This is a genomic window from Marivivens sp. ABH4_498 (genome assembly GCF_056160585.1).
This window is the reverse complement of the sequence record NZ_JBSWXL010000003.1, coordinates 358,865-382,261: the sequence shown is the minus strand read 5'-3', so window position 1 is coordinate 382,261 and position 23,397 is coordinate 358,865. Positions and strand designations below refer to the sequence as shown.

Genomic DNA, 23,397 nt, shown 5'->3' with positions numbered 1-23,397 from the left:
CAAAAACAATGTCCTACTTGGGAGTTTGAATAATGAAACGCAGAACGCTACTTGCCTCGGGTGCTGCCGCAGCGATGGCTGCTGTGACTGGCCTGCCAGCACGCGCACAGGAAAAAACCAAAGTTGGTTTCATCTATGTTGGCCCAATCAACGATGGCGGCTGGACCCAGCACCACCACCATTCGGCCATGGAAATGGTTGAACATTTCGGTGACGCCATCGAATTCATGTACCAAGAATCCGTGCCAGAGGGCCCAGACGCAGAACGCGCAATCACCCAGATGGCACGTTCGGGCGCTGACATCATTTTCACCACATCGTTCGGTTTCATGGACCCAACCATCAACGTTGCGGCCAATTTCCCGAACACCGTATTCGAACACGCAACCGGCTATAAACAGGCGGACAACGTGTCGGTCTATTCGGCCCGTTTCTACGAAGGCCGCGCGATCCAAGGTACGCTGGCTGGCCGCGTCACCAAAACCAACAAAATCGGCTACATCGCATCCGTGCCGATCCCAGAGGTTATTCGCGGCATCAACGCGTCCTATCTGCACGCGAAAAAGGTCAACCCAGACGTCGAATTCAAAATCATCTGGATCTTTGAATGGCTGAACCCTGCGAAAGAAGCTGACGCAGCCAAAGCGCTGATCGAACAGGGCTGTGACGTTGTTCTGCAGCACACCGATTCCACCGCGCCGCATCAGGCCGCGAAAGAGGCTGGCGGCGTTTACACATTCGGTCAGGCGGCCGACATGGCAGAATACGGCCCAATGCCGCGTATTTCGTCGATCATCGACAACTGGGCGCCATACTACATCGACCGCGTTCAGGCTGTTATCGACGGCACTTGGACGTCGACCAACACTTGGGATGGCATCGGCACCGGCATGGTTGGCATCGGCGAAGTGTCCGACGTTGTTCCAGCAGAATACAAAGCCGAAGCAGAAGCCATGCGCGACGCGATCGCAGCGGGCGATTATCACCCGTTCACCGGCCCAATCACCAAACAAGACGGCACCCCATGGTTGGCCGAAGGTGAGGTCGCAAACGACGGCGATCTGGCTGGCATGTTCTTTTACGTTGAAGGCATCGAAGGCGACATTCCGTCCTAATCGATCCTTGATCCTACAAAATCAAAGGGCGCCCAGTTGGGCGCCCTTTTCGTTTTAGCCATCCACGCGGATGTTTGCGTTCTTTGGATCATAGGGGCTGTCTTCGACGATTTCCGCGTCATACAGATCGCCCATGATTTTGACCTTTAGTTTGGTGCCCAGTTCGGCCAGTTCGGGTTTCACGTAGCCCATGCCGATCTGTTTGCCAAAGTGCACGGAATACCCGCCCGAGGTCAGACGACCAGCGTAGTCACCATTCGCATCGCGCAGGGATTCTTTGCCCCATGGGTCCGCATCCGCAGGGCCGTCGATCAGAACGGTCACACATTTCGAACGGATGCCTTTGGCTTCCATCGCGGCCTTGCCGTTGAATTCCTTGGACAGGTCAACAAAGCGTGGCAGGTCCGCCTCTAGCGGGGTCGCATCGCGGCCCAGTTCGGTGCCGAACGCACGGTAGGATTTTTCCTGACGCAGCCAGTTTTGCGCACGTGCTCCAACCAGTTTACCGCCGTGTTTTTCCAGCACAGGCACCAGCAGATCCCACAGATAGTTCTGCATTTCGATCGGGTGGTGCAATTCCCAACCCAATTCGCCCGTATAGGCCACGCGGATCGCGTTCACAGGGCACATGCCCAGTTCGATCTGACGGGCCGACAGCCATGGGAACCGTTTGTTCGACAGCGCAGTTTCGACGTCAGCATCGCGCATAACCTCTTTCAAAATGTCGCGCGATTTTGGACCTGCGATTGCGAACACGCCCCACTGGGTCGTAACGTTCTGAATTTCGATATAGCCGAATTCCGGTGCCTTATCCTCTGCCGCTTTGCGCAGGAAATCAGCGTCGTAATCCGTCCATGCGCCAGCGGACACAAGGTAATATTCATCCTCGGCCAAACGCACGATGGTGTATTCGGTGCGGGTCGTGCCCGCATCGGTCAGCGCATAGGTCAGGTTGATACGGCCCACTTTGGGCAGTTTGTTACAGGTGAACCAATCCAAGAATTGGGTCGCGCCTGGGCCTTTGACGATGTGTTTGGTGAACGCGGTCGCGTCGATCAAACCAGCGGTTTCACGGACGGCTTTCGCCTCTTCCATCGCGTACTGCCACCATTCTCCGCGGCGGAAACTGCGGCTGTCGTGGTCGAACGATTCAGGTGCATCCAGCGGGCCGTAATAGTTCGGGCGTTCCCAACCGTTGACCTGACCGAATTGCGCGCCTTTGGCTTTCTGGCGGTCATAGGCTGGCGCGGTGCGCAATGGGCGGGCCGCTTCGCGTTCCTCGTCTGGGTGGTGCAGAATGTAGACGTGTTCGTAGCATTCTTCGTTCTTTTTCACGCCGTATTCGGTGGTCATCCAGCTGCCGTAGCGTTTGGGATCCAGCGACGCCATGTCGATCTCGGCTTCGCCTTCGACCATCATTTGCGCCAGATAGTACCCCGTGCCGCCCGCGGCCGTGATGCCAAAGCTGAACCCTTCGGCCAGCCACATATTGCGCAGGCCCGGTGCAGGACCAACCAGCGGGTTGCCATCAGGCGTATAGCAGATCGGGCCGTTGAAATCGTCTTTTAGGCCAACCGTTTCCGACGACGGAATACGGTGGATCATCGACATGTATTCTTCTTCGATGCGTTCCAGATCCAGCGGGAACAGGTCCGCGCGGAAACTATCAGGCACGCCGTATTGGAAACAGGCAGGCGCGTTGCGCTCGTATGGGCCTAGGATCCAGCCGCCGCGTTCTTCGCGGACGTACCATTTCGCGTCGGCATCGCGCAGAACGGGGTGCTCTGGGTTGCCAGCGTTGCGGTATGCGACCAGTTCGGGATCAGGTTCGGTCACGATGAACTGGTGTTCGACAGGGATCGCAGGGATTTTGATGCCCAACAGTTTCGCCGTGCGCTGTGCGTGGTTGCCCGTCGCGGTCACAACGTGTTCTGCGTGGATCACCGTCTGTTCGTCGGTCGGAACTAGGTTACCACCGCGTTCGCCCATTTTGGTAACGGTGACTTCCCAATGATCACCAACCCATTTGTAGCCATCAACCTGCCATTTGCGTTCGATCAGAACGCCGCGCTGACGGGCGCCTTTGGCCATCGCCATGGTGACGTCTGCAGGGTTGATGTAACCGTCTTGCGGGTGGAACAGCGCGCCCTTTAGGTCTTCGGTACGGACCAGCGGCCATCGTTCTTTGATCTGCGCAGGGGTCAGGAATTCATGGTACACATCGGCGGTTTCCGCGACCGACGAATACAGCATGTATTCATCCATGCGCTCTTGGGTCTGGGCCATGCGCAGGTTGCCGCAAATCGAAAAACCAGCGTTCAGGCCGGTTTCTTCCTCTAGCGTCTTATACAGATCGACCGAGTATTTGTGGATGTGGGTTGTCGCATAGGACATGTTGAACAGCGGCAGCAGACCAGCCGCGTGCCACGTCGAACCGGACGTCAGTTCGTCCCGTTCCAGCAACATGACATCGTCCCAGCCAGCCTTGGCAAGGTGATAAGCGATCGAAGTGCCGATGGCGCCGCCACCGACGACTAAAGCACGAACATGGGTTTTCATTAAAGCGACTCCCGATTGGACTTGGGGCCACAATGCCCCAAATCGGCGCGGCGCAATTGAACCAGACGACACACAAACGCACAAAACCGACAGGTTATGACGTACCGTTAGCGTTATTCCCCTATTGGCTAACTTGCCGCGTTGCGGCGGGGCGGATAAACCTACGCCAAACACCGGGGGGAACAATGCAGATTTGCCGCACGATCAGTGACTTGCGACAGGCGGTCCGTTTGAAACGCAGCGCGGGCGAAACCGTGGGGTTTGTGCCAACGATGGGCGCGCTGCATGCGGGGCATATGTCGCTGGTGGCCGCCGCTAAATCGGCGAACGACGCCGTTGTCGTGTCGATTTTCGTCAACCCCACGCAATTCGGTCAGGCCGCTGATCTGGATAAATACCCCCGCACCGAACAGGCCGATCAGGACCTGCTGACCTCTGCCGGCGTTGACATCCTGTTTCTGCCGTCGGTTGATGTGATGTATCCCGATGGCGCAGAAACCATCGTCGAAACCACGAAACTGGCGAATATGCTGCACGGTCAGGTGCGCCCCGGCCACTACCGCGGCGTGTGCACGGTTGTGACCAAATTGTTCAATATCGTCCAACCGGACAACGCCTATTTCGGCGAAAAAGATTACCAGCAGCTACAGGTCATCCGCCGCATGGCGATTGATTTGGACATGCCCCTTTCCGTCCACGGCGTTCCAACCGTCCGCGAAGACGACGGGCTGGCCATGTCGTCGCGCAACATGCGCCTGACGCCCGCTGACCGCGCCGCCGCTGTCGTTTTGTCCCAATCGCTGGCGGCGGCTGATGCGGCCGCGCTGGCGGGGCATGATGTCGCTGGGATCGAAACCGCGATCCGTGATACCGTCGCACGCGAACCACGTGCCCGCGATCTGGTCGTGGACATCGTACAGGCCCTGACGCTTGCGCCCATCAGCGGCAAACCGGACGGGACCATCGGGATTATGATCTCGGCCATTTTTGGCCCAGAAGATGATCCCATCATGCTTATTGACCAAAGGGAGATCACCCTATGAGCGCTCAGAACGAAACCATCCGCCGCAACACGGTGCCGCAAATCGCCCGCCGCAAAGGCGGCGACCCGATCGTGTCCCTGACCAGCTATCACGCGCACACTGCGGCCATCGTTGATAAATTCGCGGACTTTATTCTGGTGGGCGACAGTCTTGGCATGGTCATGCACGGCATGGAATCCACCGTCGGCGTTCCGCTGGACCTGATGATCATGCACGGCAAAGCGGTCGTGCGCGGCACGAAAAAGGCTCTGATCGTGGTCGATATGCCGTTCGGCACCTATGAGGAAAGCCCCAACGTCGCATTCCGCAACGCCGCCAAAATCATGAAAGAAACCGGCTGCGGCGCGGTGAAACTTGAAGGCGGCAAACGCATGGCGGAAACCATCCGTTTCTTGGTTGAACGCGGCATTCCTGTGATGGCGCACATCGGCCTGACGCCGCAATCGTCGCACGTCATGGGCGGGTTCAAAACCCAAGGCCGCGACGAGGACACATGGCCTCTGCACGAAGAAGACGCCAAAGCCGTCACCGACGCAGGTGCCTTTGCCGTGGTTCTGGAAGGCATGGTCGAGCCATTAGCCGCCAAAATCACCAAACAGATCGATATCCCGACCATCGGCATCGGCGCATCGGCAGACTGTGACGGCCAAATTCTGGTGTTAGAGGACATGCTGGGCCTGAACCCGTGGACCCCGAAATTCGTCAAGGTTTATGGCCAGTTAGGCCCAATGATCGAAGACAGCGTAAAACGCTACGCCGAAGACGTGAAATCCCGCGCCTTTCCGACCGAAGATCAGGTTTACCGCTGATCTGACACGCAGCGTAACACATCGTGACAAAGGCCCCATTGCATGTGGGGCCTTTTTGTCTTCATTGGGGATCGCACTACCCTAACAGGTAGATAGAAAGGTAAACTTCATATGAACCGTCGCGCATTTTTTACTCTTGCCTCTGCCGTTGCGATTTCCGCATGTGCGCCGCTGGCCAGCACAAACCCGATTGCCCGCGAAGTCCGCCAAACCCTGCAATTCAGCAGTGTCACCGTGAACACCCAAGGCACCGCATTTGACAGCAGCCGCGCATCCGAATTCAGCAGCGCCCTGTCGGGTGATCTGCGCACGGCGCTGGAAACCGAATTCGTGGACCGCATGGACCCTGCGGGCGTTCAGATGATCGTGGATGTGGCCCGCCTGAATGTCGCTGGTTCGACAACCACCGCATTCGGACGCGATCAATCCACCCTATCGGGGTCCGTTCGCGTGCTGGATGGCGACGCGCTGTTGGGAACATATGCGATTCAGGTCGCTGTCGGTGATCCTTCGCAAACGACGACCGGCGCCTTGGTCAGCAGTGCGATCAATTCGGGCGGCGCGTATTACCGCGACCTGATCGACGGCTTTGCCCGCGACGCGCGTGTTCAGGTTCTGGGCGCTGATCTGCCTGGCGAACGCCTATTGCGTCAACTACAGAACTAAATCCCTATTCGGCCCCTGCACAAACGTGGGGGCCGTCCTATACTGTCTACCATGACAGTTGATCCACGCCCTTTATCCCGAAACCCGATGATGCGCCTAATTTGGATGGCGCTAGGTGCGCTTGCGCTCATTGCGGGACTGATCGGGGTCGTACTGCCAATTGTCCCAACAACGCCATTCATCATTCTGGCCGCCTTTTTGTTTGGCAAAGGCAGCCGCACCGTTGAACTGTGGTTAATCAATCACCGGACATTTGGCCCCATGATTTTGGATTGGCGCAAAAACGGTGCAATTGCCCCACGATACAAAGCCATGGGGCTATCCATGATGGCCGCTGCGTTCGCGCTAAGCCTGTATTTGCGCCTACCTGCGACCGCATTGACGGCCCAAGCGGTATGTTTAATCGGCGCGGCAACCTATATTCTGACCCGTCCGAATGGATCGGCCTAATCGACGGCGCGCACACCGTAGGTTTTGAACGATTCCCGAATTTTCTGCGCTTCGGTCGTGTCAGGAAATTTGGTGTAGCTGGGCGCAACAATCGGCGACACGCGGATCGCATCGACCAAAATGATGGACCGCACTTTGAAATTCGGACCGGCCATCGCGATCAAAGGCCCTGCGCGATCATCGTATTCTGGCGTATCCGCAGGGATCAGCCGCGCATCCCCGTGTACCTTGTATCCTTTTTGGCGGAACACATCGACAAAACTGACGCAGACTTTGCTGTTTTGGCCGATATTCCTGTGGGACACAGGGCTGGCGATTTCAGCGATCATCAGCTCTGTTTCAGATGGAGCGCAGAAAATTTCCTTGGGGCTCACATTTGGTTGACCTTGATCGTCGACCGTCGCCAGCCAGCATAGAACGGCGCGGTCTATGGCTGTTCTTACCTCTCCTGTGAACATCGCTCCTCCAACTTTGTTCAGGTTAGATCATTTCGGGCAAAACCATATCGGGCGGCCTGTGCCCGTCTGCAAATGTATAGGCGTTCAGGATCACGCGTTCGCCCATTTCAATCCGCCCTTCGACGGTGGCCGACCCCATATGGGGCAGCAACACAACATTCGGCAATTCGCGCAGACGCGGGTTCACTTCGGTTCCGTGTTCGAACACATCCAGACCCGCGCCCGCAATTTCGCCCGCCCGCAACATGCGGGTCAGCGCGTTTTCATCGATGACTTCGCCGCGCGACGTGTTCACGATCACCGCGGACGGTTTCATCAGTTTCAAACGGCGTGCGTTCATCAAATGGAACGTGCCGGGGGTATGTGGGCAGTTGATCGAAATGACATCCATATTGGCGACCATCTGATCCAGACTGTCCCAGTAGGTCGCGCCCAATGCCGATTCCGTTTCGGTGCGCAAACGACGGCGGTTGTGATAATGAACCGACATTCCCAGCGCCGAGGCCCGACGCGCCAGCGCCTGACCGATTCGACCCATACCCAGAATGCCCAATTTGCGGCCACCGATACGCCCGCCCATCATCGCGGTCGGGGACCAGCCGTTCCAATCGCCCTTTTGCATTTGGGCCATACCTTCGGGGATGCGGCGCACGACCGACAGGATCAGCGCAAGCGCCATATCGGCGGTGTCTTCGGTCATCACGTCAGGCGTGTTCGTCACCATGATCCCGCGTTGGCGCGCGCCTTCGACATCAATGTGATCAACGCCTGCGCCGTAATTGGCAATCAGTTTCAGCGAAGGACCAGCAGCCTCCAGAACCTCGGCATCGATTGTATCGGTCAGGGTCGGCACCAAAACATCCGCGCCTTTGACCCGCGCCAATAACTCTGGTCGCGACAACCACGTATCATCGTTTCGCAACCGCACATCGAATAGTTCGGACATGCGGGCCTCGACCGGTGCTGGCAACCGTCGCGTGACAACAACACTCAATTGTTTACCCGGCATCTTCGCCCTTTCTGCTGCTTTTCAATTGCTGCGGTTAATGGCAGATTGCCCGTATGATCGGCGCGATACAAGAGCAGCAACCTGCCGCAGCGCAGCAACAGTCATACAGGTGACCTAATGTTCAGTGTTTTGCGCGGTTTTCTCACCGCTTTGGCGATTATTGTTGCATTACCTGCGGTTGGACAAACCGAAAATCTGGAAATCGGGACTGAATCCGGCCCTGTCACTGGCCTGCCGATGCCGCGATTTGTGTCGCTAAAGGCGAACGAAGCCAACGTCCGCCGCGGTCCATCCACCACGCACCGCATTGATTGGGTATTCACGCGCCGCGATATGCCACTGCGCGTCACGGCCGAATATGAAAACTGGCGCCGCGTTGTGGACCGTGACGGTATGGGCGGCTGGGTGCACTACATCATGCTGTCCGGCGTTCGCACTGTGATCATCGACACGGACATGCAGCCTCTGTTTGCACGCCCCGATGACACCAGCCCGCAAAACGCATTATTGGAATCGGGTGTGGTCGCCCGCATCGACGAATGCACGATCGACTGGTGCAAAATTCGTACAGGTGGGTATCGCGGATGGGCCCCGAAAACCGCGCTATGGGGCGTTGGAGAAGACGAAGTTTTAGACTAAGTCTGAAACATACCCCCTGAGCAAAGGACGCAGCATATGTCCAACCCGAACCGATTAAACCTGTCTGCAGGGGTCTTTTCCGTCTGTGTCGCCGTCAGCCTGGTTCTGGCCAAACTGTGGGCGCTAAGTCAGACAGGGTCGCTATCTATTGCCGCAACCTTGGCCGACAGCGCGCTGGATCTGTTGATGTCGATGGGCGGATTGGCGGCCATCGCTTATGCTGCAAAACCTGCGGACTACGATCACGCCTTTGGCCATTCCAGCGCCGAAGATTTGGCCGCGTTGGGTCAATCCGCATTCATCATCGTGTCTGCCTTTGCGATTTTAGCGGCGGCTGGCGTGCGGTTCATCACGGGCAGCAGCGGCACCATTGAAAATGAAATGGCGGGCATGTCTGTGATGGTCTTGTCGATTGTTTTGACTGTCGCCTTGGTCAGCTATCAGGCCTTTGTGTCCAAACGCACGGGCAACCGCGTGGTTGCCGCCGATAGCCTGCATTACATCGGCGATTTGATCCCTGCCATTGGGGCGATCATTGCGCTATGGGCCAATCGCCAATTCGGGATCGGCTACATCGACAATATCGTCGCCATTTTGGCTGCGCTGATTATGATCGGCGGCGCCGTGAAAATCGGCAAAGGTGCGTGGGATGCCCTGATGGATCGCGCAGCGGATGACGACACGGTTGCATCGATCGAATCTATCGCAGGTAATTTCGCGGGCGTGCACGGGTTTCACGACCTAAAAACACGCAAAGCAGGCAGCCGCGTTTTCGTGAACCTGCACATCGAATTGGACGGCGCACAATCGTTAGAAGACGCCCATGCGATCGGTGCCGCCCTACGCCGCAAAATCGTCGAGGCTCATCCCAATGCCGATGTTCTGATCCACAAAGACCCTATCGGCGTTCAGCCCCACCCAGACGACACGCGCCATCACTGACCAAACACGACCTGCCGCAACGCACCGCCGCCGAATTGGTTGAACACAAACGCGGTGCCCGTTGAAAAATCTGGGCGGCCCGTGTCGTTTCCCTGCAGGTCTGAATACAGGCTAGCGACATTGATAAATCGGCTGTGTCCCAATGGGTCCGCGTTCACGGCGGTGATATCGATGACCACGACCTGATCAAACCACGGTGCGGTAGCAATAGTCGGATCATCTACGGCCAATCGCCCTAAACGATCACGCCCTCCGCTGATTTGCGCCGACAAACCCAAAGCGCGATCTTGGGGCGAGACCAATAAAATCATTGGTTCGCGCATCTGCCCCACGGTCTGCATCTGATGGGAAAAGACAAAGGGATCAATGTCCGGCGCGGCCATGATGATATTCAAACGATCCAACGTCGCTGTATCGTTTTCCAACCGCAACGTCCGCAGGGCCTCCATCGTTAGGAAACTGCCCATGGAATGCGCGAAAACCATGGTTTGCCCTGTTTGGTCGGTCAGTTCATCCATCAAATCGGCCAAGGCGTCGCGCGAAAATAACGCCGCCTGCCTATCGCCAATATATTCCAGCGGTTTACCCGCTGATGGCCACGTAAACAGGATCGGCACGCCGCCTTCGCCTGCATCGGCGGACAGCTGCGCCAACCTGTAAACGGCCTCTTGAAACCGAGCATTGTAGCCGTGCACGAAAACGCCAACCTCTTGGGTATTGCTTTGTGCCTTTGCGTTTTTCACGGCGCGATAAAACGCGTCCGCATCCAAATCACCCTGCCCGACAACGGCGTATTCGTTCGTCAAATCGGGAAAATCCGATGGGAAATTGATTTCGCCGTCCGCGCGATTTTCCGGCACCGACACATCATAATACATATGACGCACGACATAGTCGGGGCTGCCGTTCCATTCGCCTGTCACCGCGTCGCGTGCGCGCGTCGTGGCAACATAAACGCGGATAATTTCGGTATCTGCATCGCTTGGGTCTATCGGGGTCAAAACATCGAAATCCGGGCGCTGCGTACAGCCCGCAACGCCCAGAAATACGAACAACGCGATGACCCAGAAACGCATCACGCCGCAATCAGGCCCCTGCCCTTTAGCAATGCCTCGACCCCTGGCAAACGACCACGGAACCGCGTGTATAGGTCGGCCGCATCCACCGTGCCACCAACCGACAGGATGTTTGCCTCTAGCGATTTGGCGGTTTCGGGATCGAACGGATTTCCGGCCTCTTCGAACGCGGCAAAGGCGTCTGCGTCCATCACTTCGGACCACATGTAACTGTAGTAGCCGCTGGAATATCCGTCGCCCGAAAAGACATGCGCAAAATGCGGGGTCGCGTGGCGCATACGGATCGCGGATGGCATTCCGATGCCTTCCAACACCTCGGCCTGTTTTTGCATCGGATCGGCAGGGGCATCGCCCAAATGGAATTCCAGATCCACAATGGCCGAGGCTACATATTCCACCGTTTGGAACCCCATGTCATAGGTCGCAGCGCCCAACACTTTGTCCAGCAAATCCTGCGGCATCGCGTCCCCTTCGGGGTTCACGGCGAATTCGGCCAGAACCTCGGGGACCTCTAACCAGTGTTCATATAGCTGGCTGGGCAATTCCACGAAATCACGCGCAACGCTGGTGCCCGACATGGATTCGTACGTCACATCCGACAGCATCTGATGCAGCGCATGGCCGAATTCGTGGAACAATGTGCGCGCATCGTCATAGGACAACAGCGCAGGTTCCCCATCCGCTGGTTTGGCAAAGTTGCAGACGTTGATCACGATGGGGCGAATATCCCCCGCCAATTTCTGCTGAGACCGCATCGCACTGCACCACGCGCCCGACCGTTTCGATCCGCGCGCGAAATAATCGCCCATGAACAACGCCACATGTTCGCCATTTCGGGTCACCTCGAACAGGCGCACATCGGGGTGGTATTTCGGGCCTTCGACGGCGGCAAATTCCAGACCGAACAAACGGTTTGCACAGGCAAACTGCGCCTCGATCATACGGTCCAGTTGGAAATAGGGTTTGACCTCTGCCTCGTCCAAATCATGTTCGGATTTGCGGCGGATGGCGGAATAGTAATGCCAATCCCACGCCTCTAGCGGGCCCTGATTGCCGTCATTATGCAGCATGGTTTCCAGAACCGCGGCATCGCTGGTTGCGGCGGCCTTGGCTGGTTCCCACACGTTCATCAGCAGATCGCGCACCGCATCAGGGGTGCCTGCCATTTCGGTTTCCAGTTTGTAATGGGCGAAATCAGCGTACCCCAACAGGTTCGCGCGTTCCTTGCGCAGGGCCAGAATTTCGGCCGCAATCGCGCGGTTGTCGGTTTCGCCGCCGTTGGCCCCGCGGGCGGTCCATGCCTCGTATGCTTTGCGGCGCAATTCGCGGTCTGGGCAGGTTTGCAGAAACGGCACGATGACCGAACGGGACAGCGTCACAACGGGGCCGTCCTGTTCTTTGTCCTTGCCCGCTGCACGTAGCGCCGATTTGACGTAATCGGGCATGTCGGCGATCTGGGTTTCGGACACAGGCATGAACCACGACCGTTCATCCGCCAACAGGTTTTGGGTGAACTGAGTGCCCAGCACGGACAGACGGGTTTTCACCTGCTTCAACCGATCAGCATCCGCGCCGGTCAACTGAGCGCCCGAACGGACAAACCCGCGATGGGACAGATACAGCAGGCGCTGCTGTTCATCGGTCAGGTTCAGATCATCGCGCCTATCCCACAATTGCTGAACCCGCGCGAATAGCGCTTCGTTCGATGTCACCTCGGACCAGAATTCGGACATTTTCGGGGAAAAATCGCGCATCAGCGATTCCCGTTTGTCATTCGCATCCGCGCCCGCCAGCGCATAGAACGCGCCCATCACGCGGTCCAGCGTTGCGGTGGCGGTTTCGGTCGCTTCGATCGTGTTTTCAAATGTCACATCGGGGGTCGCGGTGATCGCCGCGAAATTCGCGCGGGCATCGGCCAGTGCGGCATCGACGGCGTCCGCGAAATCATCATCGGAAATCTGGTCAAAGGGCGGCAAACCAAATGGCGTATTCCAGTCAGCTAGCAGTGGGTTGGTCATCGAAAACTCCTAATCGTTACACCAAACGTAGGCCCGCGACCGACCATGTGCCAGAGCCTAATTACGAAAAAGCCCCCGCCCGATTTAATCGGACGAGGGCAGAACCAAGTAACTGAGCGATGGGATCACAATAGACCGTGCTTTGTGAACAAATCCTTTAGATCGCTTTCAGGACGTGCACCAATGTGGCTGATGACTTCGCTAGCCGCGACACAGCCCATGCGGCCACAGGTTTCCAGATCATGACCGTTGGTCAGACCCCACAGGAACGCGCCCGCAAACAGATCGCCCGCGCCTGTCGCATCCTGAATATCGGTCGGGACCGCAGGGGCCAGCCAACGCTGATCGCCCGACAGGATATGCGCGCCATGTTCGCTGTCGGTGCAGGCAACGATTTCAACCTCTTTCGCGGCCATGGCCAATGCGGCATCGAAATCTTCGGTTTCGTACATCGACAGCATTTCCGCGCGGTTACAGAACAACAGATCCACGTCGTTCTGGATCATTGTGCGGAACGCGTCGCGGTGACGGCTGACGCAGAACGGATCGGACAAAGTGATCGACACCTTGCCGCCCGCGCCTTTGCAGGCTGCGATGGCTTTGGCGAACGCTTCGTGGCTGGCGGGGCCGTCGAAACGGTAGCCCTCTAGGTAAATCCATTCGGCATCCGCCATCATGGATTCGTCAATGTCGGACGGTTCCAAAAATTCGGTCACGCCCAGATAGGTGTTCATCGACCGTTCGCCATCAGGCGTCACGATCACGATGCAGCGGCCGGTTTCCTGCGGCGCATCTTTGCCCGCCAGTTTGGTTTCATACACGGCCCCCTGCGCGCGCAGATCGTGAGCAAAGATCGCGCCCAGCTGGTCATCCTTGACCTTACCGACATAGGCGGTTTTGCCGCCCAAATGCGCAATGCCTGCGATGGTGTTCGCAGCCGATCCGCCCGATACCTCTTTGGCGGGGCCGACGCGCGAATATAGATCAACGGCGCGGTCCATATCGATCAGCTGCATGATGCCTTTTTCGATACCAGCATCGGCCAGAAATGCGTCTTCGGCGCGGGTCAATACGTCAACCATGGCGTTGCCGATACCGACGACCTGAAACTTTTTCATAGGTTTTTATCCTCAAACATACATAGATCGCGGATCAGACAGGCCGCGCATTTGGGTTTTCTGGCGGTGCAAGTATACCGCCCGTGCAAGATCATCCAGTGGTGAGCGTGCAGTGAAAAATCGACGGGGATGTGGTCTTCGATCGCGCGTTCGACGGCAACAACGTCTTTGCCCACGGCCACGCCCGATCGATTGCCGAACCGAAAGATATGCGTATCCACGGCCTGCGATGGATAATGCCACCACATATTCAACACAACGTTCGCGGTTTTGCGCCCGACCCCAGGCAGGCTTTCCAACGCGGCGCGGGAATTGGGAACCTCTCCGCCGTAGTCGTCGACCAGAATTTTACTTAGCTTGATGACGTTCTTTGCCTTGTTGCGATACAGGCCGATCGTTTTGATGTGTTCTATCAACTGTTCTTCGCCCAGATCCAGCATCTTTTGCGGCGTGTCGGCGATTTTGAACAATTCGGCAGTGGCGCGGTTCACGCCTTTGTCGGTGGCCTGCGCGGACAAAGCCACCGCAACAACCAACGTATAGGCGTTCACGTGATCCAATTCGCCTTTCGGCTCGGCCTCTGATTCCTGAAACCGGCTAAAGATTTCGCGGATCGTTTTGTAATCAAGCTGTTTAACCATGCCATCGGGTATGCCCCCAGCATCAGGATCAAGCAAGCGTCCAATGGGCGGAAAACCGTCTAATCAGAGGGTAAAACCAGTGCGATATTGGATAACATTCGCGTCTGCACCATATAGGATAGGCAACTGACGCGGGAATCTTGCGTCTCTGATTGGATTAGGAAAGACCTATTATGATTGCACGTACTTCGCTTGCTTTTGCGACCGCTGCACTGGTTGGGGTTTCGGCATGTACCATGACCGACCCGAACAACCCAAATCGTAACACACAGACCGGCGCTGTCGTTGGTGCTGGGCTTGGCGCTCTTGTCGGGATCGCATCGGGCGACAACGTCGAAGAACGCCGCCGCAACGCTATTTTGGGCGCTGCTATCGGTGGTGGTTTGGGCGCTGTTGGCGGGGCAAGCCTAGACAAACAAGAAGCCGAACTGCGTTCGCAGCTTGGCAGCCAAGCATCGATCGTCAACACCGGCGAACAGCTGATCGTGACGATGCCTCAGGACATCCTGTTCGCAACCGACAGCGCGACGCTGACCGGTGCGCTGCAGAACGACCTGTACACCGTTGCCCGTTCGATCAATGCCTACCCGAACACAACCGTTCAGGTCATCGGTCACACCGATAACACCGGCGCTGCGTCCTATAACCAACAGCTGTCTGTGCGCCGCGCGCAGGCCGTCACATCGGTTCTGATCAACGCAGGCGTGTCGGCCAACCGCATTCAGGCCTTTGGCCGCGGCGAAGATGCACCAGTCGCGGACAACCTGACACCAACAGGCCGCGCACAGAACCGCCGCGTGGAAATCATCATTATCCCGAACGGTTAATCGAACCGCATTCGAACCAAACCGGCCGTCCCTTTTGGGGCGGCCTTTTTCGTTGCCCCTAAAAACGAAAAACCCCGTTGGCCGAACCAACGGGGTCATTCAAATCGGAGCTACCGAACCTTAGTGCAGTTTTGCGTCTACGGTTGCGATTGCGTCATCGATCAGTTTGTTTGCCGAAGCAGCGGTCATCTGCTTTGCCACAACGTCACGTGCTGCGGACACAGCTACGTTGATTGCGCTGTCGCGAACTTCGCGCACGGCCGATGCTTCGGCGTTAGCGATCTGTTCTTGTGCAGCAGTCAGACGGCGCTGAACGGATTCAGCAATGTCCAGTTTCGCTTGAGCCGCAGCTTTTTCAGCTTCTTCTTTTGCGGTTGCAACGATGCGTGCGGATTGCTCCGCCACTTCTTGTTGCTTGCGCTCGTAAGATGCCAACAAAGCTTGCGCTTCTTCGCGAATAGCTTTGGCTTCGTTCAGTTCCTTGCTGATCGAGTCAGCGCGGCCATCCAGCATTTCGCCGATTTTGCCAGGAACCTTAAAGTAGACCAAAACACCAACGAACAACAGGAACGCCAGGGTTACGATCAGATCACTGTTCGATAGCGAATAGAAATCTGCCGAAAATGGGTTCTTGCTAGCGGCCAGTGCTGGCTGCGCCATCAAAGCAAAAGCGGGGATTAGAAGTTTTTTCATAATCTCAGCCTTTCATCTGATTAGCGACAGCAGCGTCGATCGCTTTGTCGTCAGTTGTACCGCCCATCGCAGCGACCAGTTCCGCAGCCGTAGCCTTGGCAACTTCGGAAACGCTATTCAGTGCGTTTGCGCGGATTTCAGCGATAGCCTTTTCGCCTTCGGCAGCTTTGGCAGCGATTTGTTCGTCTGCTTTGGCCATCTCGACTTTCAGGTCAGCCTGAATTTGCGCTTTGGTTTCGTCAACGATACGGGATGCTTCTGCGCGGGCGTCGGCCAGTGCTTTGTTGTAAGCTTCTTCAGCTTCAACAGCTTTGGCTTTCAGCTCTTCTGCAGCTGCAAGATCGTTGGTGATCGTTCCGGACCGCTCTGCCAGAACCGCACTAATGCGCGGCAGTGCAATGCGGGACAGCACGAAGTAGATCACGACGAGCGTGACCAGAAGCCAGAAAATCTGGTTCGAAAAGGTCGATGGATCCAGCTGCGGCATTGCTGCGCCGCCACCGTGTTCGACCGCTGTGGTAGTGTCTGCCATCTCGTCTCTCTCCGTCGGACCCTAGTTAATATCGGGGGCGCAGGATCTGCGCGCCCCGACCGTAAGGATGCGTCAGATGATTAGACTGCGAACATCAGCAGCAGAGCAACCAGGAACGAGAAGATGCCCAGTGCTTCTGCGAATGCCAGACCGATGAACAGAGTCGCGGTCTGCGATGCAGCTGCCGAAGGGTTGCGCAGAGCGCCCGACAGGTAGTTTGCAGCAACGTTACCAACACCGATAGCTGCCAGGCCGGAACCGATTGCGCCCAGGCCAGCACCGATGAACTGACCCAATTGTGCGATATTGCCTTCCATGATTGTATCTCCTTACGATGGAATTGGCTGGATAGTGAATTCAGACTTGCGGTTATCTTAGTGCGCTGGGTGCAGCGCATCTTTCAGATAGATGCAGGTCAGAATGGTGAATACGTACGCTTGGATGCCTGCAACCAGAACTTCCAGGCCGTAGACTGCTGCGATAGCAACAACCGACAGCGGAGCAACAGCTGCAATAGCGGCGAAACCTGCGAACACTTTGATCATTGCGTGGCCTGCGGTGATGTTACCGGCAAGACGGATCGAGTGGCTGACAGGGCGTACGAAGTAGGAAATAACCTCGATCACAGCGATGATCGGACGCAGAGCCATTGGCGCTTCGGACGGCCAGAACAGGCCCAAGAAGCTGGTGCCGTTTTTCACGAAACCGATCACGGTCACGATGATAAACACGCCAAAGCCCAGAACAGCGGTCACTGCGATGTGCGAGGTTGTGGTGAACGACATTGGCAGCAGGCCAAGGAAGTTCGCAAAGAAGATGAACAGGAAAACAGTGAAGATGTATGGGAAATACTTCACGCCGTCGTGGCCGGCGATGTCTTCGACCATTTTGTAGATGAAACCGTAGAACAATTCGCCGATCGACTGGCTGCGCGACGGTACGATCGCACGACCGCGGCTGCCCAGCACGAACAGGCCGACAACACACAGAACAGCCAGCGCCATCCACAGTGTTACGTTGGTGATCGTGTACCAGTGCACTTCGGTGCCGCCGAACAGTGGCTTCACGATGAATTGGTCAAACGGCTTGATTACGATTTCGCCTGGTGCTGCGTCTGCCACGTCACTTTTCCCCGTTTTTGCCGGACTCTTTGTCCAACAGTTGCGTCTGTAATTCCTGAGCAGAGCCAATCACGGTTTTCACCCCGGCGGCAAAGCCCAGCAAAATGAAAATCACCAGGAAAATCGGTTTGGTGCCCAAGGCGTAGTCCAATCCGTACCCGATGACGAAACCGATCAATAGACCGGCAACTAATTCGGTGACCATCCGCCACGCGTGCTGCGCTTGGGAATAGTCTTTCTTCATGTGGTGGCTTTCGGACGTTTCCGCCTTGGCCTGTGCGATCCGTTGTTCCAGAGCCTCCAATCGATCCTGATCTTTCGGTTCTGTAGCCACGTTTCGCCCCACATTCGGTTGGCGCCTTGCTATGGCGAGACGGGCAATGAGTCAACAACCCGTGAACACGAAATTGTCGCACCTTAACGCATTGATAAGTATAACTTTTTACCTCGGCCCGTTTTATCCACAGTCAGGCACCCCACCCCATAGGCGTGTATTTGGCCCGAAATCCGTTATTCAACCAATCGGTTGACCTTTTGCGCGGGGTATCATTAATCGCTGTTATGGCAGCATCACTTGATACCATCTTTATGGCTTTGGCCGACCCGACCCGCCGCAGGATCCTGTCCATGCTGCTAGAGGACGATATGGCCGTCACCGACGTTGCCGAACCGTTCGAAGTGTCGCTGGCCGCGATTTCCAAACACCTGACCGTTTTGGCGGATGCGGGTTTGATTTCGCAAGAAAAACGCGGCCGTGTGAAATGGTGCAAACTGGAACCCGACGCCCTGCGCGAAGCCAGCGTTTGGATGCAGGGCTTTGGTCAGATGGATGGACTGGATTTGGACGCGTTCGAATTGTTTCTTGCGTCCGAAGGCGTCATTCCCGAAGAAGAAGCAGAAGCGCCAGCAGAGTAAGCCCGACCCCCGCCAATACGATCACAGGCGGCAGATACCCGTGGCGGACGATTTCCCACACGATCACCCATGATGGCACCAGATAGGTATAGGCCATCACTTTGGACGACGGCAGGCGCATGGTCGCGTATAGTAATAGTAGCGACGACAGCGACGTCGCGAACACCGCGATATATAATAGTGTCATCCAGACCAGCGGGCGTAGCGCGGCCCAATCGGTCGCTATCAAATCGCCCCAGCCATAAATCGTGATCAAAACGGCCGAGGTCAGCAGCGTACCGAATGTGTACGTGATCACGGGCGTGCCGAAATTCCAACGGCGGGCAAAGGGCGTGTAGAACGCGTGACTGACAACCCCGATGAAATAGATCGCTTCGCCCCTGCCGACCTGAAACGCCATCAGCGCGTCAATGTCTCCGCGAAAGATGACCCAGACCGCCCCCGCCCCGCCAAAGGCCAGCGCAATCGCAATCCGCCGCGATACAAACTGCTGCACGATAAAGATGCCAAAGATCGCCGCCAATATCGGTGTCAGCGTAAACACTGCCGACGCATTGACGGGCGGCGCGGTTTTTAGCCCCACAAACATCAACACGAAATAGGCGACATACATGGACCCTAGGCCCAGATACCGCCACGGTTTGACGAAATGTTCACGGCCCGCGTTGCCCTGATAAATCGCCACCCCGCCCAGAATGATCGCAGCGATCCAGAACCGAACGGCGTTAAATGCCGTCGGCGCAATGTCATTGGCAACGCTCCCGCCCAAGGAAAAAGACCCCGCCACGACGAACGAGAACAACAGCATCGCGGCGTGGCCCTGCATGTGGGCCGATAGTTTTAGTCCCAAGTGCCCGCCTGTTCCTTTAGGAAGGACAGGAACTGTTTGACCTTGGGCGTGCGGTGCAGGTCCACATGGGTCACCAGCCACAGATCGGCAGACCATTCATCGCGGGCATCCATGATTTTGACGATGCCGGGCATGGTCGAAATTTCATAAGTCGGCAAAAACCCGATCCCCGCCCCTGCCGCAATCGCATCGCGCAGCGAACGGTTGTCCATGGTGCGATAGACGATCCGCTCTAGCGGGACTTTGTTCATCAGCCAACGATGGAACGGCGCGCGGCTGTCGTCATCGTCGTGACTGACAAAGTCATGGTTGGCCAAATCATCATCCGCGGTCGGCATGCCTTTGCGGTCGATATACGACTGGGATGCAACCATCGCCGTGCGTTGATTGATGAATTTCTGAACCACATTGTCAGGCTGATCCGGCGCGGCACCTGCGCGGATCGCAACATGCGCTTCGCCGTATTCCAGACGGAACAGGCGGTCGCCCGTCAGATACCGCACCCGCAGATCGGGGTTGGCCTGCTGGAATTTCACCAACACAGGCGTCAGCATCGTGGAAAAAGACGCCAGCGACGTCACCGTCAGATCACCCGACACGCCATCGCCCTGCCCGCGCAAACGCGCGCCCAGCTGGCTGAACTGATCGTCGGTTGCCTGCGCGACCTTTAGCAGATCGTGGCCTGCTTCGGTCGGGGTGTATCCGCGCGCGTGGCGTTGAAACAATTTCACGCCAAGTCGCTGTTCCAACGCATCGATGTGACGGATAACCGTTGCGTGGTGCACGCCCAAAACGTCGGCAGCGCCACTAACCGTTCCCAAACGCGCGACCTGATATGCGGTGCGCACTTCATCCCAATGTTCCATTGAAATCAGCCTTTTCTATTTCTTGGCCCATATTTATTAGGTTTCACGCCCCCCGCAAGGGTTCATGCCGACTTGACTCAGATGTGATGCGGGCGTAACAGCAACCCAAATCCCCCGGAAGCCGAGTCTTCCGGTCCCTTCCCTATATGGGGGGATCGCCGTCCATCAGCGCGTTGCGCCCATGGGCGCGATTGAGGTTTGAGCGGTCGGCACCTATCTGTCGGTCATGTGAGTTATACAGGTCTTTGGAGGGCCATGGCATGTTTGAAAATCTATCCGAACGCCTTGGCGGGGTCTTTGACCGTCTGACGAAACAGGGCGCGCTGTCCGCTGATGATGTAAAAACCGCCCTACGCGAAGTGCGCGTTGCCCTGCTAGAGGCTGACGTTTCGCTGCCTGTCGTGCGGTCGTTCATCAAATCCGTTGAATCCAAAGCCACCGGCAGCGCGGTCACCAAATCGATCACGCCGGGCCAGCAGGTTGTGAAAATCGTTCACGACGAACTGATTTCGGTACTGTCCGGCGACGAAGGCGACGACCGCCTAAAGGTTGATACTCCGCCTGCGCCGATCCTGATGGTCGGTCTGCAAGGTTCGGGTAAAACCACCACCACCGCGAAACTGGCCAAACGTTTCAAAGAACGCGACGGCAAACGCGTGCTGATGGCATCGCTGGACGTGAACCGCCCTGCGGCGATGGAACAGCTGGCGATCTTGGGTCAGCAGATCGGCGTCGACACCTTGCCGATCGTCAAAGGCGAAGACCCCGTTGCCATTGCGAAACGCGCGAAAACGCAGGCATCGTTGGGCGGCTATGACATCTATATGCTGGATACCGCGGGCCGTCTGCACATCGACGCCGAACTGATCCAACAGGCCGCGGATGTCCGCGACGTTGTTAACCCGCGCGAAACCCTGCTGGTTGTTGACGGCCTGACAGGTCAGGACGCCGTGAACGTTGCGACCGAATTCGACGATAAAATCGGCGTGTCGGGCGTTGTTCTGACCCGTATGGACGGTGACGGCCGTGGCGGTGCGGCGCTATCGATGCGCGCGATCACCGGCAAACCGATCCGTTTCGTGGGTCTGGGCGAAAAACTGGACGCGATCGAAACATTTGAGGCCGAACGTATCGCTGGCCGCATTCTGGGCATGGGCGACATCGTTGCGCTGGTTGAAAAGGCACAGGCAACGCTAGAGGTCGAACAGGCTGAACGCATGATGAAACGGTTCCAGAAAGGCCGTTTCAACATGAACGACCTGAAAATGCAGCTGGAACAGATGATCAAAATGGGCGGCATGGACAGCCTGATGGGCATGATGCCCGGCATGGCGAAACACGCTGGCAAGATCAAAGAGGCTGGCTTTGACGACATTATGCTGCGTCGCCAGATCGCTTTGATCAATTCGATGACGAAAAAAGAACGCGCCAACCCTGAACTGATGCAGGCCAGCCGCAAAAAACGCGTTGCCAAAGGCGCAGGCCTAGAGGTGTCGGAACTGAACAAACTGCTGAAACAGCAGAAACAGATGGCCGACGTCATGAAAAAGATGGGCAAAATGGGCAAAGGCGGCGCGCTGAAACAGGCTGTGAAACAGATGTTCGGCAAAGGCGGAATGCCCGAAGGCATGCCAGACATGAACGATCCAAAGGCGATGGAACAAGCCGCCAAAGCATTGGGCGGCAAACTGCCCGGTTTGGGCGGCATGGGCGGCCTAGGCGGAATGGGCGGCCTGCCTGGTGGTCTGTCGGGCCTAGGGAAAAAGAAATAATCGATGGAGACCATCGAAACCCAGCGCCTTATTCTGCGCGAACCCAAACTTTCGGACATCGACACTGCGATCGAATTTTTCATGTCCGACCGCGCTGCCGGTATCGGCGGCCCGCTGGACTATGGTCGGGCGTGGCGGATGTTTGCGACAGAATGCGGTCACTGGGCGATGTTGGGCCACGGCATGTGGATCGTCACCCGCAAAGGCGACGATACCCCACTGGGCATGATCGGCCCTTGGACGCCGGGCGACTGGCCTGAAAACGAAATTGGCTGGACCATTTGGGATCCAAATCTAGAAGGCACAGGCATCGCAACCGAAGCCGCCGCCGCCGCCATCGATCACGCGTGGCGCGTTCTGGATTGGGACACGATGGTCAGCTATGTGGGCATCGGCAACACCCGCTCCGCCCGTCTGGCAGAAAAGCTGGGCGCGGTTCTGGATGAAACCGCCGCCCAACCCGAAGGCAAAGCCGTTTGGGTGTATCGCCACCCGAAACCAGAGGATCTGTAAATGACTGACACCGTTGAAAAAGCCGCCTCCCTACTGCGCGGCCACCGCGAAAGCATCGACCGTCTGGATGCGATCCTTGTCTTTACCTTGGCCGAACGTTTCAAACACACCCAAGCGGTGGGCGTTCTAAAGGCTGAAAACGAACTTCCTCCGTCTGATCCCGTGCGCGAAGAGGCACAGATCAAACGGTTGACCGACCTTGCGGGACAGGCCGATCTGGACCCTGAATTCGCTAAGAAATTCCTGAATTTCGTCATTCAGGAAGTGATCCAACACCACAAACAACACCAATCCTAACGGCGCTGCGCCGTTACCACGCCATTCAAGGAGATTAACCCATGGCTATGAAAATCCGTCTCGCTCGCGGTGGTTCGAAAAAACGCCCTCACTACGCAGTTGTTGCAGCTGACTCGCGCATGCCACGCGACGGCCGTTTCATCGAAAAACTGGGCACCTACAACCCACTGCTGGCAAAAGACAGCGAAGACCGCGTTAAGCTGAACATGGAACGCGTTCAGTACTGGCTGGACCAAGGCGCTCAGCCTACCGACCGCGTATCGCGTTTCCTAGAAGCTGCTGGCGTTGTTGCTAAGAAAGAGCGCAACAACCCGAAAAAAGCTGTTCCAGGCAAAGCTGCACAGGAACGCGCTGCTGCAAAAGCTGAAAAAGCTGCTGCCGCTGCAGAAGAAGCTGCTGAAGAATAATCAGCACAGACCGTTCGGCCCCACGCGGGCCGAACGGTTTCCTATTGATTTTGTGGCTGTT

At 56.9% G+C, this 23,397-nt stretch carries 27 protein-coding genes; 13 read left to right on the top strand and 14 right to left on the bottom strand.

The genetic code is table 11. From position 1 onward, the window contains the following. Positions 1-32: 32 nt before the first annotated feature. Positions 33-1,115 (top strand): BMP family ABC transporter substrate-binding protein, encoded by a 1,083-nt coding sequence (locus tag ACXAGA_RS09260; RefSeq protein WP_475117192.1) that lies wholly within the window; start codon positions 33-35, stop codon positions 1,113-1,115. 54 nt (positions 1,116-1,169) lie between these two features. Here the strand turns inward: ACXAGA_RS09260 and ACXAGA_RS09255 are convergent, their stop codons facing one another. Then, positions 1,170-3,674, bottom strand: coding sequence for a GcvT family protein (locus ACXAGA_RS09255; protein WP_475117191.1), 2,505 nt, complete (start codon positions 3,672-3,674; stop codon positions 1,170-1,172). A gap of 185 nt (positions 3,675-3,859) precedes the next feature. Here ACXAGA_RS09255 and panC point away from each other — a divergent pair, with 185 nt between their 5' ends. The 4 genes from panC to ACXAGA_RS09235 all read left to right on the top strand — a co-directional run bounded on the left by panC (position 3,860) and on the right by ACXAGA_RS09235 (position 6,642). Further along, positions 3,860-4,717, top strand: a complete 858-nt coding sequence (gene panC / locus ACXAGA_RS09250; RefSeq protein ID WP_475117190.1) for a pantoate--beta-alanine ligase — start codon at positions 3,860-3,862, stop codon at positions 4,715-4,717. Next, a complete protein-coding gene (gene panB / locus ACXAGA_RS09245) occupies positions 4,714-5,526 on the top strand; it encodes a 3-methyl-2-oxobutanoate hydroxymethyltransferase (RefSeq protein WP_475117189.1) in 813 nt (270 codons plus the stop codon). Before panC ends, panB begins: the two co-directional genes overlap by 4 nt. Positions 5,527-5,637: 111 nt before the next feature. Continuing rightward, positions 5,638-6,192, top strand: coding sequence for a hypothetical protein (locus tag ACXAGA_RS09240; RefSeq protein ID WP_475117188.1), 555 nt, complete (start codon positions 5,638-5,640; stop codon positions 6,190-6,192). An 87-nt stretch (positions 6,193-6,279) separates the two neighbouring features. Further along, entirely contained in the window at positions 6,280-6,642 is a 363-nt protein-coding gene (locus tag ACXAGA_RS09235; RefSeq protein ID WP_475117187.1) for a YbaN family protein, read from the top strand. Here ACXAGA_RS09235 and ACXAGA_RS09230 read toward each other — a convergent pair. After that, a complete protein-coding gene (locus tag ACXAGA_RS09230) occupies positions 6,639-7,100 on the bottom strand; it encodes a pyridoxamine 5'-phosphate oxidase family protein (RefSeq protein WP_475117186.1) in 462 nt (153 codons plus the stop codon). The genes ACXAGA_RS09235 and ACXAGA_RS09230 overlap by 4 nt on opposite strands. Positions 7,101-7,122: 22 nt before the next feature. Further along, positions 7,123-8,109, bottom strand: a complete 987-nt coding sequence (locus tag ACXAGA_RS09225; RefSeq protein WP_475117185.1) for a 2-hydroxyacid dehydrogenase — start codon at positions 8,107-8,109, stop codon at positions 7,123-7,125. A gap of 117 nt (positions 8,110-8,226) precedes the next feature. Here ACXAGA_RS09225 and ACXAGA_RS09220 point away from each other — a divergent pair, with 117 nt between their 5' ends. Both ACXAGA_RS09220 and ACXAGA_RS09215 read left to right on the top strand, forming a co-directional pair. Beyond that, positions 8,227-8,748, top strand: a complete 522-nt coding sequence (locus tag ACXAGA_RS09220; protein ID WP_475117184.1) for an SH3 domain-containing protein — start codon at positions 8,227-8,229, stop codon at positions 8,746-8,748. Positions 8,749-8,784: 36 nt separating this feature from the next. Next, positions 8,785-9,690, top strand: a complete 906-nt coding sequence (locus ACXAGA_RS09215) for a cation diffusion facilitator family transporter (RefSeq protein ID WP_475117183.1) — start codon at positions 8,785-8,787, stop codon at positions 9,688-9,690. Here ACXAGA_RS09215 and ACXAGA_RS09210 read toward each other — a convergent pair. The 4 genes from ACXAGA_RS09210 to nth all read right to left on the bottom strand — a co-directional run bounded on the left by ACXAGA_RS09210 (position 9,684) and on the right by nth (position 14,543). Then, positions 9,684-10,766: an alpha/beta hydrolase gene (locus ACXAGA_RS09210; protein WP_475117182.1), complete on the bottom strand. Its 1,083-nt coding sequence runs from the start codon at positions 10,764-10,766 to the stop codon at positions 9,684-9,686. The two genes, ACXAGA_RS09215 and ACXAGA_RS09210, sit on opposite strands and share 7 nt — an antisense overlap. Then, positions 10,766-12,784 carry a M3 family metallopeptidase gene (locus tag ACXAGA_RS09205; protein WP_475117181.1) on the bottom strand — a complete coding sequence of 673 codons (2,019 nt, stop codon included), beginning with the start codon at positions 12,782-12,784 and terminating at the stop codon, positions 10,766-10,768. Before ACXAGA_RS09205 ends, ACXAGA_RS09210 begins: the two co-directional genes overlap by 1 nt. A gap of 125 nt (positions 12,785-12,909) precedes the next feature. After that, positions 12,910-13,902, bottom strand: coding sequence for an adenosine kinase (locus ACXAGA_RS09200; RefSeq protein ID WP_475117180.1), 993 nt, complete (start codon positions 13,900-13,902; stop codon positions 12,910-12,912). Continuing rightward, the gene (gene nth / locus ACXAGA_RS09195) at positions 13,899-14,543 is read right to left on the bottom strand and encodes an endonuclease III (protein ID WP_475117179.1); all 645 of its coding nucleotides are present in this window, start codon (positions 14,541-14,543) and stop codon (positions 13,899-13,901) included. The genes ACXAGA_RS09200 and nth overlap by 4 nt, the downstream gene beginning before the upstream one ends. A gap of 173 nt (positions 14,544-14,716) precedes the next feature. Here nth and ACXAGA_RS09190 point away from each other — a divergent pair, with 173 nt between their 5' ends. Continuing rightward, positions 14,717-15,370, top strand: coding sequence for a YiaD family glycine zipper/OmpA-like lipoprotein (locus ACXAGA_RS09190; protein WP_475117178.1), 654 nt, complete (start codon positions 14,717-14,719; stop codon positions 15,368-15,370). Between the two features lie 120 nt (positions 15,371-15,490). On the opposite strand, the gene ACXAGA_RS09185 is transcribed toward ACXAGA_RS09190, so the two are convergent. From ACXAGA_RS09185 to ACXAGA_RS09165, 5 genes are all read right to left on the bottom strand, one after another. Further along, positions 15,491-16,063 (bottom strand): F0F1 ATP synthase subunit B, encoded by a 573-nt coding sequence (locus tag ACXAGA_RS09185; protein ID WP_475117177.1) that lies wholly within the window; start codon positions 16,061-16,063, stop codon positions 15,491-15,493. 4 nt (positions 16,064-16,067) lie between these two features. Continuing rightward, entirely contained in the window at positions 16,068-16,595 is a 528-nt protein-coding gene (locus ACXAGA_RS09180) for a F0F1 ATP synthase subunit B' (protein ID WP_475117176.1), read from the bottom strand. Positions 16,596-16,675: 80 nt separating this feature from the next. Next, complete coding sequence (locus tag ACXAGA_RS09175; protein ID WP_067550029.1) at positions 16,676-16,912, bottom strand: F0F1 ATP synthase subunit C; 237 nt, start codon at positions 16,910-16,912, stop codon at positions 16,676-16,678. 57 nt (positions 16,913-16,969) lie between these two features. Then, positions 16,970-17,716, bottom strand: coding sequence for a F0F1 ATP synthase subunit A (locus ACXAGA_RS09170; protein WP_475117175.1), 747 nt, complete (start codon positions 17,714-17,716; stop codon positions 16,970-16,972). A gap of 1 nt (position 17,717) precedes the next feature. Further along, complete coding sequence (locus ACXAGA_RS09165) at positions 17,718-18,050, bottom strand: AtpZ/AtpI family protein (protein ID WP_475117174.1); 333 nt, start codon at positions 18,048-18,050, stop codon at positions 17,718-17,720. A 227-nt stretch (positions 18,051-18,277) separates the two neighbouring features. Here ACXAGA_RS09165 and ACXAGA_RS09160 point away from each other — a divergent pair, with 227 nt between their 5' ends. Continuing rightward, entirely contained in the window at positions 18,278-18,631 is a 354-nt protein-coding gene (locus tag ACXAGA_RS09160; RefSeq protein ID WP_475117173.1) for an ArsR/SmtB family transcription factor, read from the top strand. Here ACXAGA_RS09160 and ACXAGA_RS09155 read toward each other — a convergent pair. After that, positions 18,594-19,481: a DMT family transporter gene (locus ACXAGA_RS09155; RefSeq protein ID WP_475117172.1), complete on the bottom strand. Its 888-nt coding sequence runs from the start codon at positions 19,479-19,481 to the stop codon at positions 18,594-18,596. The two genes, ACXAGA_RS09160 and ACXAGA_RS09155, sit on opposite strands and share 38 nt — an antisense overlap. Continuing rightward, the gene (locus ACXAGA_RS09150; protein WP_475117171.1) at positions 19,472-20,347 is read right to left on the bottom strand and encodes a LysR family transcriptional regulator; all 876 of its coding nucleotides are present in this window, start codon (positions 20,345-20,347) and stop codon (positions 19,472-19,474) included. The genes ACXAGA_RS09155 and ACXAGA_RS09150 overlap by 10 nt, the downstream gene beginning before the upstream one ends. A 260-nt stretch (positions 20,348-20,607) precedes the next feature. Between ACXAGA_RS09150 and ffh the strand changes: the two genes are divergently transcribed. From ffh to rpsP, 4 genes are read left to right on the top strand one after another with little or no spacing between them, the layout of a single operon-like run. Further along, on the top strand, positions 20,608-22,119 hold the full coding sequence (gene ffh, locus ACXAGA_RS09145; RefSeq protein ID WP_475117170.1) for a signal recognition particle protein: 1,512 nt from the start codon (positions 20,608-20,610) through the stop codon (positions 22,117-22,119). 3 nt (positions 22,120-22,122) lie between these two features. Then, positions 22,123-22,632, top strand: coding sequence for a GNAT family N-acetyltransferase (locus tag ACXAGA_RS09140; protein ID WP_086449912.1), 510 nt, complete (start codon positions 22,123-22,125; stop codon positions 22,630-22,632). Beyond that, positions 22,633-22,929: a chorismate mutase gene (locus ACXAGA_RS09135; protein ID WP_475117169.1), complete on the top strand. Its 297-nt coding sequence runs from the start codon at positions 22,633-22,635 to the stop codon at positions 22,927-22,929. A gap of 41 nt (positions 22,930-22,970) precedes the next feature. Then, complete coding sequence (rpsP, locus tag ACXAGA_RS09130) at positions 22,971-23,336, top strand: 30S ribosomal protein S16 (RefSeq protein WP_475117168.1); 366 nt, start codon at positions 22,971-22,973, stop codon at positions 23,334-23,336. Positions 23,337-23,397: the final 61 nt, after the last annotated feature.